Source organism: Nocardiopsis terrae (genome assembly GCF_014651695.1).
In the GTDB taxonomy this organism is placed as follows: Bacteria; Actinomycetota; Actinomycetes; order Streptosporangiales; family Streptosporangiaceae; genus Nocardiopsis; species Nocardiopsis terrae.
This window is the reverse complement of record NZ_BMXJ01000001.1, coordinates 920,885-933,861: the sequence shown is the minus strand read 5'-3', so window position 1 is coordinate 933,861 and position 12,977 is coordinate 920,885. Positions and strand designations below refer to the sequence as shown.

The 12,977-nt window shown below is 70.8% G+C and carries 13 protein-coding genes; 10 read left to right on the top strand and 3 right to left on the bottom strand.

What is annotated here, in order from left to right; all coding sequences use genetic code 11:
• Window positions 1-941 precede the first annotated feature (941 nt).
• The 3 genes from IE195_RS04265 to IE195_RS04255 all read left to right on the top strand — a co-directional run bounded on the left by IE195_RS04265 (window position 942) and on the right by IE195_RS04255 (window position 2,927).
• Window positions 942-1,592 carry a DUF6230 family protein gene (locus IE195_RS04265; RefSeq protein ID WP_191268009.1) on the top strand — a complete coding sequence of 217 codons (651 nt, stop codon included), beginning with the start codon at window positions 942-944 and terminating at the stop codon, window positions 1,590-1,592.
• Window positions 1,583-2,068 (top strand): DUF6114 domain-containing protein, encoded by a 486-nt coding sequence (locus IE195_RS04260; protein WP_191268008.1) that lies wholly within the window; start codon window positions 1,583-1,585, stop codon window positions 2,066-2,068. The genes IE195_RS04265 and IE195_RS04260 overlap by 10 nt, the downstream gene beginning before the upstream one ends.
• A gap of 187 nt (window positions 2,069-2,255) precedes the next feature.
• Complete coding sequence (locus IE195_RS04255) at window positions 2,256-2,927, top strand: hypothetical protein (protein WP_191268007.1); 672 nt, start codon at window positions 2,256-2,258, stop codon at window positions 2,925-2,927.
• Between the two features lie 108 nt (window positions 2,928-3,035).
• Here IE195_RS04255 and IE195_RS04250 read toward each other — a convergent pair whose 3' ends face one another.
• Both IE195_RS04250 and IE195_RS04245 read right to left on the bottom strand, forming a co-directional pair.
• Entirely contained in the window at window positions 3,036-3,323 is a 288-nt protein-coding gene (locus IE195_RS04250) for a hypothetical protein (protein ID WP_191268006.1), read from the bottom strand.
• Window positions 3,324-3,416: 93 nt separating this feature from the next.
• On the bottom strand, window positions 3,417-4,985 hold the full coding sequence (locus IE195_RS04245; RefSeq protein WP_191268005.1) for a molybdopterin-dependent oxidoreductase: 1,569 nt from the start codon (window positions 4,983-4,985) through the stop codon (window positions 3,417-3,419).
• Between the two features lie 130 nt (window positions 4,986-5,115).
• Between IE195_RS04245 and sigK the strand changes: the two genes are divergently transcribed.
• The 6 genes from sigK to IE195_RS04215 all read left to right on the top strand — a co-directional run bounded on the left by sigK (window position 5,116) and on the right by IE195_RS04215 (window position 10,314).
• On the top strand, window positions 5,116-5,733 hold the full coding sequence (gene sigK, locus IE195_RS04240; RefSeq protein WP_191268004.1) for an ECF RNA polymerase sigma factor SigK: 618 nt from the start codon (window positions 5,116-5,118) through the stop codon (window positions 5,731-5,733).
• A gap of 5 nt (window positions 5,734-5,738) precedes the next feature.
• The gene (locus tag IE195_RS04235) at window positions 5,739-6,455 is read left to right on the top strand and encodes an anti-sigma factor (protein WP_191268086.1); all 717 of its coding nucleotides are present in this window, start codon (window positions 5,739-5,741) and stop codon (window positions 6,453-6,455) included.
• A gap of 153 nt (window positions 6,456-6,608) precedes the next feature.
• On the top strand, window positions 6,609-8,252 hold the full coding sequence (locus tag IE195_RS04230) for an AMP-binding protein (RefSeq protein WP_191268003.1): 1,644 nt from the start codon (window positions 6,609-6,611) through the stop codon (window positions 8,250-8,252).
• Window positions 8,253-8,434: 182 nt separating this feature from the next.
• Window positions 8,435-8,920, top strand: a complete 486-nt coding sequence (locus IE195_RS04225) for a MarR family winged helix-turn-helix transcriptional regulator (RefSeq protein ID WP_191268002.1) — start codon at window positions 8,435-8,437, stop codon at window positions 8,918-8,920.
• A gap of 181 nt (window positions 8,921-9,101) precedes the next feature.
• Entirely contained in the window at window positions 9,102-9,335 is a 234-nt protein-coding gene (locus IE195_RS04220) for a hypothetical protein (protein ID WP_191268001.1), read from the top strand.
• A gap of 136 nt (window positions 9,336-9,471) precedes the next feature.
• Window positions 9,472-10,314, top strand: a complete 843-nt coding sequence (locus IE195_RS04215) for an SDR family oxidoreductase (protein ID WP_191268000.1) — start codon at window positions 9,472-9,474, stop codon at window positions 10,312-10,314.
• 36 nt (window positions 10,315-10,350) lie between these two features.
• Here IE195_RS04215 and IE195_RS04210 read toward each other — a convergent pair whose 3' ends face one another.
• Window positions 10,351-12,156, bottom strand: a complete 1,806-nt coding sequence (locus IE195_RS04210; protein ID WP_191267999.1) for a PASTA domain-containing protein — start codon at window positions 12,154-12,156, stop codon at window positions 10,351-10,353.
• A 198-nt stretch (window positions 12,157-12,354) separates the two neighbouring features.
• Between IE195_RS04210 and IE195_RS04205 the strand changes: the two genes are divergently transcribed.
• Window positions 12,355-12,876, top strand: coding sequence for a YbaK/EbsC family protein (locus IE195_RS04205; protein ID WP_191267998.1), 522 nt, complete (start codon window positions 12,355-12,357; stop codon window positions 12,874-12,876).
• Window positions 12,877-12,977 lie beyond the last annotated feature (101 nt).

Sequence of the window (12,977 nt, the reverse complement as noted above, 5' to 3'; positions counted from 1 at the left end):
CGTGGAAGCTTTGTTGCGGTCCGGCCGCTGTGCGGCTTTCTCGCTGTGTTGTGTCTTTACTTTATCAGGTGTTCCGCGCCCCGCCAAACTGGCGGTTTGTGTCATTCCTGTTCGGGGTAAAGCCCGTGTGCTTCGTTTGCCTTGGCGTTTCCACCGGGCTTTTGAAGCGGCTCTCCGAAGTTTACATGTTCCGAGCACTGCTCGAACCACTCTGTTTCGGAAGAGGTGTCTGTGATCGCGGCCCGGTTCTGGGCTGGAACCCTGAAGTGGCTCCGCCCGCCGTCCCGCGGCGACCTGGAGAACATTACCCGTGGCCCCCACCCCAAGCAAACCGAAACGCCTGTGTCCCCGGTCACTGCAAGCCCAGCGGTCCCTGGGCCCGAGGGCCGGGCCGCCCCCGTGCGCCGACCCCTGTCGGGACACAGCCCTCCCCTCACGCACGCGCGTGCGCGCGTTCTTCATCCTTCCTGCCTGGCCGCCCCCTGGCTTCCTGCCTGGCCGCCCCCTGGGCCCCACAGGTCACGACCACTCACCGAAATGAGGAACTCGGAGAAGGAAACCCCTCACCCCGATGACAAAGGAGAGCGCCTTCCAGGATCACGTTCTTCTCCAAGCCGTGACCGACCCGGAACAGCACTGTCGACGAAGAATGGGCGGCCCCCGTTGACGTTGACCTCGCATGCACCACTTTGTTGACATCGCCGCACGTCAGAGCTTTGGCAGCCACATGCAAGATCATTCTCGGAAAGAACGGGGAAGACACAAAAGTTCTCTTAACACCCTTGAAATCCGACCGGCTCCGATACATGATGTGCAGCGTTACTGGAACCGATTCTGGTCCGGTGCCACCCCGCTACACGGGGAAATCAGACCAGGCCGCGTGCCGGATGTTCGGGGGGACGGCGGGCGCAGCGCGGCCATGCACCCAGGGAAGGACTCGCATGGACACCACATCCCCCGACACGGCCGAGGGTTCCGTCGACGCCGCGGAGACACCCGAGAGCCACACCAGCTGGAAGCGCTTCGCCCTGTTCTCCGTCCCAGCGACGGCCGCGGTCGGAGGCATCCTGGTCGCCATGGCCTCGGGAGCGCTCGCCGCCTCCTTCACCGTCTCCGGCCAGGAGTTCAAGATCTCCGCCGACGAACTCCAGGGTGAGGGGTTCGTGCAGTACGGCTGGGTCAACGAGACCATCCGCGGCGAGGCCGTACCGACCGCAGTCGCCGGTATCCGCGAGGCCGAGCTCAACAACCTGTGCCAGTCGGTACTCACCGAGATGCCGATCATCGGGCAGGTCTCGCTCCAGCTGACCGCAGGAACCGGGGACACCCCCGTCCAGGCGAGCAACCTGATCATCGACATGGAGCAGATGGACGGCAACGCCGAGTTCAACAACATGGAGATCGGCCGGGACGCCTCCACCCTGGACAAGGGTCCGGAGGCCGCGAAGGGATTCAACGACCTCTTCGGCATGCAGTCCGACACGATCTACGTCGAGGACCTCGAGCAGACCGCCATCTCCGCCACCGCCGGGACCTTCCGGCTGGCTGACCTGAGCCTCGGCATCAGCAGTGGGAGCAACGAGTGCTTCTGAGGTCCTTCCGGAGCCTGTGGACCGCCTGGCGCAACTGGTCCAGGCGGCGACCCTTCGCGGGAGGGCTCCTGATGATCCTCGCCGGGATCGAGATGGGCGCGCTCGTGGCGATGCCGGTGGAACTGATGATCCACACCGGTGTCGCCGGGGTGTCCTCCCTGGTGTTCAGCGGGATGCTGATCGTCCTCGGAGCGGTCACCTGGTTCACCCCGAACCAGCACGTCATCACCGGTTCGCTGGCCGGGTTCCTCGGGTTGGGCGCACTCATCCTGTCCAACCTCGGCGGCCTGGTGATCGGCACACTCCTGGCGTTGGTCGGCGGCGGCCTGGCCTTTTCCTGGCGGCCCGTCGCACGCCCGCCCCGGAAACGGCGGTTCGGGCGGAAGGGAACCCGGAGAAGGGGGCGCGGGGGAGAGTCGTCGGAGGGTGAAGCCGAAACGGTGCCCCTCCCGGCCTCCACCACGGCCGAAGACTGACCGCTCCCTGTTTCCGGGCGCTTCGGGGCTACTGATCCTCCGGAGGCGCGCGGGGCAGTATCCCGCCCCGTGCGTCTCCGGTTGTCCTCCGGCAAGTGACATCTACCTACGTCGGCGCGAACAACACCCCCAGTTGCCGCCGGGCGCCCGCAGTGTGCCGTCCGGCCGTCACACACAAGGAGTACTCATGTCGGTTCCGCAACCGAGATCCCGCAACCGCTCCTGCCTCGCCGTCGCTGGTGCCGGGGCGCTCGTCCTGGCCTGGGGCGGCCCCGCCCTCGCCGCGCAGGCGAACCCGACCACCGTCGAGCCCGCCGGCGCCGCCTTCTCCGCGTCCATGACCGGAACGGCGACCCTCTCCGCCGGTTCCACCATCGTCACCTGCGAGGTCTCCGCCACCATGCCCGGCGGCGGGCACAACCTCGTCCCGGACGCCCCGGACAACCACAACCCCGACGGCCCTGTCTCGGGGACCATTCAGGCACCGAACTTCGACGACTGCGACACGAACATGGCCTTCGTGGGCGCGGACGTGACCGTGAACGACGCGGTGTGGGAGATGTCGATGCAGGCCGGATCGCCCTCCACCGGAACGATGATGGTTCCGGCCGGAGGCATCGTGGTCACCACCAGCGGCCTGGCTTCGTGCACCGCCACGGTCAGCCCCGAGGCCGAAGCCGCCATCAGCGGCACCTGGACCAACGGCGACCCGGCCTCCACGCTGGCCTTCGACACCTCGGCTCCGGTCGTGGTCGAGGGCGGTTTCGGGTGCCCGACCAACGCGACGGAGTCGGACTTCACCGCCACCTACGAGGTGACCAACGCCGACAACCCGTCCGCGCCGATCACCGTTTCCTGAGAAGCCGTGTTCCGGGGCCGCTGACGTGAGTCAGTGACCCCCGGAACCGGTCACCCGGGACCATGGCTCCTCGGCCCCGTGCCGAGGAGCCATGGGACCGGCGCGGCGTCAGCTGTCGTCGTCCATCTCCTCGTCCATCTCCTCGTCCATGTCCTCGTCCATGGACTCCTCGTCACCCATGCCGTCGTCCATGGAGTCCTCGTCCTCCCCGTCCTCCATGGAGTCCTCCTCCATGGAGTCCTCTTCCTCCATCTCCTCGTCCTCCATCTCCTCGCTCTCCACAGCGGGATCGTCGGAGGAGGTGTTCTCACAGGCCGCCATGGTCAGGGCCGCGGTGAAACTGATGGCCCCGGCGACGAGGAGCCGGCGCACAGTGCTGGTGGCGGAAGCGGTCATCATCTCTCCTGCTGTTCGGTTCTCGTACCTTCGTACCGGTTCTTGGGCCGGCACTCCCCGCGCCTGGTGCGCGGGAGCTCTGTGGGGACGCCGTCATTCGACGGTGACCCGGACGGTGTGGTGGCCGGTCGCCCCGTCGGGGGCCGGGGGAGCGGAGTCGGCGGTCTGGGTCCTGTCCCGCCGGTCGGTCGCACGCACGGTGATCTCATGCTCCCCCGGTTCGGCAGCCCAGTCGAAGACCCACTGGCGCCAGGTGTCGGCGGTGTCCTCCGCCGCCAGGCCCGCCCGCTGCCACTCTCCGCCGTCCACCCGGACCTCGACCTCGTCGATTCCGGTGTGCTGCGCCCAGGCCACCCCCGCGACGGTCACCGTTCCGGCCCCGACGGTGGAGGACGCACGGGGCGTGTCGATGCGCGACTGCGTCTTCACCGGACCCCGCGCGGACCAACCGCGCGGTACCCAGTAGGCGTCGAACGCGTCGAACGTGGTCAGCTCGATCTCGACGATCCACTTGCACGCCGACACGTAGCCGTAGAGGCCCGGGACCACCATGCGGGCGGGGAATCCGTGCTCGTGGGGGAGCGGGCGTCCGTTCATGCCGACAGCGATGAGCGCGTCCCGGCCGTCCATCACGTCGGCGACGGGCGTTCCGATGGTCATCCCGTCCTGTGAGCGCGACACCAGTTGGTCCGCACGCCCGCCGTCCCGGGGAGAACGCACCCCGGCCTCCGCCAGCAGGGCCGCCAGGGGGACCCCGATCCACCGGGCGTTGCCCACGTAGTCGCCGCCGACCGGGTTCGAGACACAGGCCAGGGTGATGTCGCGTTCGGTGAGGTCGTTCCGGGCGAGCAGGTCGGCGAAGGTGTACACGCGCTCCCTGGCGCCCAGACCGTGGATCCGCAGCTCCCAGGCGGCGGCGTCCACGCGGGGGACCGACAGGGCGGTGTCGATCCGGTAGAAGTCCGAGTTGGGCGTCAGGAAGGGGGCGAGCCCGTCGATCTCCAGGTCCGCGCCGTCCGGGACGGGTGCCGCCGGGAACGCCGGGCGCGGCAGCAGGACGTCTGATCTGGACAGCTCCGCACCGGAGCCGGCGAGTGCCCGGGCCGCGGCTCCCGCGCCCGCCGAGGCGGCAGCGGCGACACCCGCGACGAGGGCGAACCGTCGGCGGTCGAAACCCTGAGGGGGTGGTCCGTCACCGGTCGGCTCGGCCGGGCCGGTCCCGGCGATCCGGAGGAGCCAGAGCAGGACGGCGGCGCAGGCGAGGGCGCCCGCGAGGGTCGGTAGTGCGTCGAGCACGTCGCTGTCGGGCCGGGTGAGCGCGGCGGCCAGGCCCACGGCCGCGAACACAGCGATGCCCGCGTATCCGATCCGGCGCCGTTTCCCGGACCAGGCGCCCAGAACGGCCGCGAACGCGAGGAGGATGACGCCCATACCGACGAACAGGGCGATCTTGTCCGCGGTGCCGAAGGTGTCGACGGCGAACTGCTTCAACGGCTGCGGCGTCAGGTCGACGACCGCGTCACCGACTGCCAGGACCGGGGTCGACCCCGACCGGGAGACGAGGGCGCCCACGACCTCGGCGACGGCGAGTGCGGCCCCGGTCGCGACGAGACCGGCGATCGCTCCCGGGACCGGGCCCGTGGTGCGGTTGGTGTCGAACATGCCCCTGGTTCGGAGCCGTCGGCGCGAAGGAGACGTACCATATGATCACGAAAAGGTAACCATCCCTCTCCGGGGGCGTCTCCTCCGGGCGCCTGGCACCGAATGCCGGGGTGACGGCGCTGGGAGGAAGATGGCAGTGGAACAGGTGAGTGGTATCAGGACGGGTGCCAGAGGGCCCGGCCGCGGATCCGCCCTGTCGGACGAGGACCTGGCGTCCTTGGTGCGGCAGACGGCCCTCGGCGACTTCGCCGCGTTCGAGCGTGTGTACCGGGAGCTGAGCGGCCCGGTGTTCGGGGTGGTCCGCAGGGTGCTCCTGGACGAGGCTCAGTCCGAGGAGGTGGCCCAGGAGGTCTTCCTCGACGTGTGGCGGAACTGCGGGCGTTTCGCTCCGGAACGGGGCACCGCACGTTCCTGGGTGCTCGTCATAGCCCACCGCAAGGCGGTCGACCGCGTGCGGTCGGAGGAGTCGGCGACCGCGCGGGTGGCCGCGGCCGGCCGGCTGGAACCGGAGACGACACCCGCCGACGGTGTCGAGAGGCACGTGGAGAACACCCTCGAACGGGAGAAGGTCCGGCGCTGTCTGCGCCGGCTCACGCAGTTGCAGAAGGACGTGGTCCGCCTCACCTACTACACGGGGCACACGCAGCGGGAGGCGGCCGAGCTCCTCAAGGTGCCGCTGACCACCGTGAAGGGTCGTCTGCGGGACGGCCTGATCCGGCTTCGGGACTGCTTGGGGGTGATCACGTGAGCGACATGCGAGCGCACGGCCTGATCGCGGGTTACGCGGTCGACGCGCTGGAGCCCGAGGAGCGGGCCGAGGCCGAACGCCACCTTGCCGCCTGCGACGAGTGCCGCCGCGACCTGGAGGAGTTCCGCGAGACCCTGGTCCGTATGGCCTACGCGGAGTCGGAGGAGCCCTCGGCCGAACTGTGGTCGCGGATCAGCGCGTCCGCTCGGCGGACCAGGCAGAACCCCCCGCCCACCGTTCCCGAAGGGGTCGTTCCGGGACCGGGCCGCTGGTGGTACGGGCGGTTCCCCTGGCTGGTGGCCGCCGCGTGCGCCCTGGTGGCGGTGGTGCTCGGCGCCGCCCTGGTGGCGGTCGACCGCCACCGGGACGACGTGAGCCGGCACACCGCCGAGGTCGAAGCCCTCCTCGCGGCGCCGGACACGCACATGCACGAGGGCTCCCTGGGGGACGAGGCGAGGGCGACGGCCTTCACGTCCTACGAGATGGACGCTCTGATGCTGGTGGTGGAGGGTCTGCCCGACACCCCGCCAGGGATGGCCTACCAGGTCTGGTACGTGGACGAGGACGGTATGCGTTCCGCGGGGATGCTGGAGCCGTCTCCGGACGGGCGGTACTCGGCGATGTCCCACGACATGGGCGAACCCGTCCAGGTGGGTGTCACCTTGGAGCCCGAGGGAGGCATGCCCGAACCCAGTAAGCCGCCGATGAAGTTCGACCTGTAGTGACAAGTACGCGCGGGTAGTCACTCACTCCGAGGAGAAGAAACGGTACGGGTCCCTCGCCTACGGTCGCAGTACTCCGTGGAGTCACGAGGCGAAGGCTTCCCGGAGGGCGCGGACCGCTTCGCCCGTCCCATACGCCCCTTCGGAGTCCCCATGGCCGCCCAGACCGGCAGTCCGCCCGCACCGTCGAAACTGCGCCACACCCTCCGGGTCGTGAGGGTGCTCGTCAGGGCCGGGGTCCTCGCCCCCGGCCGCCCGGACAGGGTGGTCCGCCAGCTCCGTGCGCTGCGGACCTGGGGGGCCACCATCGCGGGCGGTTACGCCGCCGCCGGTGAGCGGGTCCCCCGGCAGGTCTCCGTGATCGACGACGCGGGGAGTACCACGTTCGGGCAGATGAACCTGCTCGGCCGTGCCCTGGCGCGGGAGCTGCACGGCATGGGGGCGGGGCAGGGAACCCGGGTCGGGATCCTGTGCCGCAACCACGCCGGGATGGTGCAGACCATGGTGGCCTGCGGGCGCCTGGGCGCCGACGCCGTCCTGCTGAACACCGGTCTGGCCGCCGGGCCGCTGGTCGACGTGGTGGAGCAGAACGAGATCTCGCTGCTCGTCGCGGACGCCGAGTTCGAGGAGCTGTGCGGCGGGCTGCCGCCGGAGCTCCCGCGGGTGACGGCCTGGGGGGAGTCGGGCGCCCCCGGGCCCCGGTTCCCGGAGGGGGAGCGGGGGTCCGACGCGGTGGACCCCGAGCCTCCGGAGCGGCCGGGCAGGCTGATCGTGCTGACCTCGGGGACGACGGGGACGCCGAAGGGCGCGCGCCGTCCCACCCCGAAGGGTCCGCAGGACGCGGCCTCGGTGCTGTCCCGGATTCCGCTGAACTCCAGGGACCGGATCCTGGTGTCCGCACCGGTCTTCCACACCTGGGGGCTGGCCGGGGTCCAGCTCGGCATGTCGATGCGGGCGAGCCTGGTGATGCGCCGGTTGTTCGAACCGGAGGACGTGCTGCGGACGATCCAGGAGCACAGGTGTACGGCGCTGTTCGCGGTGCCGGTGATGCTGAGGCGGATCATGGACCTGCCGAGGTCGACCCGGGACAGGTACGACACCTCCTCGCTGAGGATCGTGGCGTGCAGCGGTTCGGCGATGAGCCCGCAGTTGATCAGTGACTTCATGGACGTGTTCGGGGACGTCGTCTACAACCTGTACGGGTCGACCGAGGTGTCGTGGGCGACGATCGCGACCCCGGAGGACCTGCGGTCGGCCCCGACCACCGCGGGGCGGCCGCCGCTGGGCACCCGGATCGCGGTACTGGACGAGCAGGGCCGGGAGGTGCCGCAGGGGAGCAGGGGTGCCATCCACGTCGGCAACGAGATGCTCTTCGACGGCTACACGAGCGGCCGGAGCAAGCGGATGGCCGACGGGCTGATGGAGACCGGGGACCGCGGTTACGTCGACGTCCACGGGCTGCTCCACGTGTCCGGCCGGGACGACGACATGATCGTTTCGGGCGGCGAGAACGTCTTCCCGCGCCCGGTGGAGGAGGCGATCGTGACGATGCCCGCGGTGCGCGAGGTGGTGGTGACGGGGGTCCCGGACGAGGAGTTCGGGCAGCGGTTCGCGGCGTACGTGGTGCCCTACGAGGGTTCCTCCGTCGATCCGAACGAGCTCCGCATGCACGTGCGCGAGGTGTTGGGCCGGTTCTCCGTTCCGCGCGACGTGGTGGTCCTGGCGGATCTGCCGCGCAACGCCACCGGCAAGGTGGTCAAGCGCCGGTTGCCGAGCAGCGTGCGGGCTCGGGAGTAGTCGGGCAGGGTCGAGCAGGCCCCGTTCGGGGTGTGGCGCCGGTGCGGTCCGTCCGCACCGGCGCTTTCCTGTGTACTTCTGAACACTTGTGAACACCCCTGTTCCCGACGTCCCTTTTTTGCTTGTGCACAAGGCAATTGTGGGCTTTGACATCGGGTGCGCGGTTACTACGATGTTGTGTGATGCCCGACCGATCCCCAGCCCCCGCGGGCGACTTCGAACTCCCGGCAGTCGACGAGCAGATGTGCTTCGCGCTGTACGCCGCCTCGCGTGCCGTCACGAACCTCTACCGTCCTCTCCTGGCTCCGCTCGGCCTCACCTATCCGCAGTACCTCGTGATGATGCTGCTGTGGGAACGCGGGGAATGTTCGGTCAAGGAGATCGGGGCGGTGCTCCAACTCGACTACGGAACGCTCACACCGCTGCTCAAGCGCCTGGAGACCAACGGCCTCCTGCGCCGGGACCGGGATCCCGCCGACGAGCGCTCGGTGCGGGTCCTGCCCACCGAGGAGGGGGCCGCGCTACGGGTACGCGCCCGCGGCGTCCCGGAGGCCGTCGGGCGGGTCATCGACCTGCCCGAGGAGGAGTTCGAGGCCACCAGACTCTCCCTGCGCCGACTGACCGCCCACGTCCTCGCGGGGGAGGCCCGCGTCGTCGAGGAGCCCTGAGGGCTGGGCGTTCCCGCTCCGCGGCCGCCGTCGGGGGACGCTGACGGCCGCGGACACGGCAGGAGACGGACACCACGGGGGTCGTGCCCGTCCTCTCCCTGCCTGCGGAAAGCCGGTGCGGGCGGACTTCGGAGCCCGCCCGCACCGGTTCTTCCGGACCGTTCCGGGTTAACGTGGTCACATGTCGATCTGGGCGTCAGACAACCGCACCGGCCACGTCCGCGAGGCCCTGACCCTCCTGCTGTCCCAGGGGGTGATCGACGACTTCCGGATCCGACCCGAGGACGACTTCCCGTTCAGGGTCCAGATCCCCGCGGGGATCGTCCCGATGACCGAGCACCAGGCCGCGCACTTCGCCCTGGGGGCCGCGGTCGCCCACTTCGGCGAGCTGGCCCGGGACGCGGAGGGTCTCTAGGGCTTGCCGCCGTCGGGTGCGCCGCCTCCGCCGGGACTTGACCTCAACATTGGTTTAGGCAGTTGTGTGGTCCGTGGGCGCCTCCGGGGCGCCCGGCCGGGGAGACCCCTCCCGGCCCACCGAGAGGAGACGGACCATGACACAGCCGATTCTGGTCACCGGAGCCACAGGGAACACCGGACGCCACGTGGTGTCGGGGCTGCTCGCGGAGGGCGTCCCGGTACGCGCCCTGACCCGGGACCCGGCACGTGCGGGGCTACCGGAGGGGGTGGAGGTGGTCGCGGGTGACACCACCAGCCCCGAGGACGTCTCCGCCGCCGCCGAGGGCGCTTGTGCCGCGTACCTGGTGTGGCCCGGAACCGACGAGGCCGCCGAGGGCGCGGCGGAGGTCGTCGCCGCTCTGGGCGGGCACGTCGACCGGGTGGTCCACCTGTCCTCGACCGGCGCGACGGAGGGGGACGGCGGGGTCTGGGGGAGCGTGGAGCGGGCGGTCCGGAAGTCGGTCCGCGAGTGGACCTTCATCCGCGGCGGCGGGTTCGCCGCGAACGCGCTGGCCTGGTCCGACCAGGTCCACCGCGGGGTGGTCCGCGCGCCGTTCGGAAGCATCCGGCGCTCCGTGGTGCACGAGCGGGACCTGGCCGCGGTGGCGGTACGGGCGCTGATCGACGACGCGCACGTCGGCCGGGCCTACGTGGCCACCGGACCCGAGGTGATCAGCCAGGCCGAGCAGGTGCGTGTGCTCGGCGAGACGATCGGCGTCCACGCGCGCTGGGAGGAGCAGCCGCTGGACGAGGCCCGGGCCGAACTGGCCGAGGCGGTGGGCGAGGACTTCGCTGACCAGATCATCGGGCACTGGTCCGAGAACGGCGACGTCCCGGAACCCGTCTCCGAGGACGTCTCCCGGGTCCTCGGCCGCCCCGCCCTCACCTTCCGGGACTGGGCCCGCGACCACGCCGCCGACTTCGCCCCCGGGGGCTGACGCCGGACCCGTGCCGCGGTGGACGGCGCGGCGGCCTCAACAGGGCCCCTGGTCGGACCAGGCACCCCACTCCCCGCCGACGGTCGGCGGAATCCCCTGGATCCACCAGCGGGCCTCGTACACCCGGCCCCCGAAGTGCACCCGGTCACCCTCGTCGTAGACCGTCCGGGGGTCCCAGGACTCACCGGAGCAGGAAGCTCCCTGAGACTCCTGCTCAGCGTCGTCGTCCGGCCCCTCCTCGGGCTCAGCCGGCTCCTCCTCCGCTTCCTCGGGCTCCTCGGGTTCCACCACGACCTCCTCGGGCCCGGTGGAGACGGTGATCGTGACCGTGCCGTCCTCGGGCAGGATCGCGCCGGGTTCGGGGTCCTGACCACTGATCCCGCCCTCGGGGACGGAGCCGCTGGGGGCCTCCACGACGGTGACGGACAGACCGATCCCGCCAAGCGCGTCGGACGCCTCCGTCCGCCCCATGCCCATCAGGTCGGGGACGATGACACCCTCACTGACGTGCAGGGTCACCGTCTCCTCGCGGTCACCGGTCTCGCCCGCCTCCGGCTCGGAGGACAGCACGGTCCCCGGGGTCTCCTCCGCCGAGTGCTCCTGCACCACTTCCACAACGGTGAAACCGGCCTCCCGCAGGAGGTTGCGGGCCTCGTTCTCGGTACCGCCCACGACGTCCGGGACCCCGACGTGCCGGGGGCCGACGGAGAGCGCCAGGACGACCGACCCGCCGGCCTCCAGCTCCGTGCCCGCGGCGGGGTCGGTGGAAGCCACCTCGCCGGGTTCGACACCGTCGCTGTAGGCGTCCTCGTAGGTGAAGGAGAGGTCGAGTTCGAGGGCGGCCAGTTCCGCCTCCGCCATCTCCGGGGAGAACCCGGCGAGGTCGGGGAGTTCGACCGCCTCGTCGGGGGCCAGGGCCCACCCCGCGGCGAAGAGCGCCAGCACGAGGACCCCCGCGGCCGCCAGTACCGGGAAACGGCGCCAGGGGGCGGGGCGGTCCTCGTCGGTACCGTCCCCGGCCCGGTGCGCGGACGGCCCGGTCTCCGCGTCGGAACCCGCCACCGGGATCGGCTGGGTGGCGGCGGCCGGGTCCTGGGGCCGGGGGAGTGACCTCAGGACCTGCTCGACCAGGGTGAGGTACTGTCCGGCGTCACGCGGACGGTAGCGCGGGTTCGGTTCGGTGGCGTTGGCGACCAGCATGTCCAGGTCCGGCGGCAGGCCGGGGACCGTGGCCGAGGGGCGCAGCGGAGCGCTGTCCGCGGCCCGGAGCGCTCCCGTCAGCAGGGTGTGCAGGAGCATCCCGACGGCGTGCACGTCCGTGCGCGGGGTCGCCTCCTCGACCCCCACCAACCGGAAACCGGTGACCGTCACCCCGCCGTCGTCGTCCAGGACGACGTTGTCCGGGCTCAGGGCGCCGTGCACCAGCCCCTCGTCGTGCGCCGGGTGGAGGGCCGCGAGAACGTCGGCGACGATCGAGAGCGCCATGTGCGGGCTGTAGCGCAGTCCCCGCTCACCCCCGCCGAGCACCTCGGCGAGGGTGTCCCCCGGCGTGTGCTCGGTAACCGCGTACACGTGCTCCCCGTCCTGTCCGTCTCCCAGGACACGCACGAGGTTGGGCGCGGTGAGGCCCGCGAAGGTCTGGGCACGGCCGAGGAAGGCGTGCGCGATGGCTGGATCGGCGGCCGGTTCCGGACCGAGGAGGGTGACCGTGACGGGCTGGTCCGCCACCGTGTCGTGCCCTTCGTGGACGGAAACCGAGCCGTCGCCGCCGACCCGCGCGCCGATGAGCACACGTCCGTGCAGCGTGACGCCGGAGAGGGGGGAGGGGGTGGGGGACTCCATGTGTCGGATTGTACGGTGACAAATCCCCGCACAGAGCCCTCTATCAGGCCGGATACGGACAGTGAGCGTCTCGGTGGAGTCAACCCGCGACCACCCCGCCCTGGTCCTGCTCGGCGCCGCATCGCGCCCCGCCGCGTGCGGCATCATGGTGGCGCACGGAAGCGGGAACGCGGATCGGTACGGGAACGGGGAGCGGCCATGGCGGAGCGGATCGAATGGGTAGCGGCACACGACCACCCGGAACTGACGGCCGAGCCGGTGCGCGAGGCCATCGCCCCCTTCGACGGTTCGGTCCGGGCCGCCTCGATCGACCCGGACCTCGCGGACACGGCGGAGTTCTGCGAGGCCTACGGGCTGGCCCTGGACACCAGCGCGAACTGCGTGGTGCTGTCCGCCAAGCGCGGCGGTGAGGTGACGTACGCGGCGTGCATGGTGCTGGCCACGGACCGGGCCGACGTCAACGGTGTCCTCCGGCGCCACCTGGGCGCACGGAAGGCCTCGTTCGCCCCGATGGACGAGGCCACCGGACTGACCGGCATGGAGTACGGCGGCATCACCCCGTTCGGGGTGCCGCGCGGCTGGCCGATCCTGGTGGACAAGAGGGTGTACGACACCCCGTGGGTGGTGGTGGGCAGCGGGCTGCGCGGGTCCAAGCTGCGGGTCCCCGGGCCGCTGCTGGCCGAACTGCCGGGCGCCGAGGTACTGTCCCTGACACGTTAGGGACCGCGCGGGTACGAGGCGCCCGGACGGGGCGGGGGAGGGAACCCGCCGCCGGGGGTCCTCTCCCGGTCGGTTTGTCGACAAATCCATGAATGGTTTCG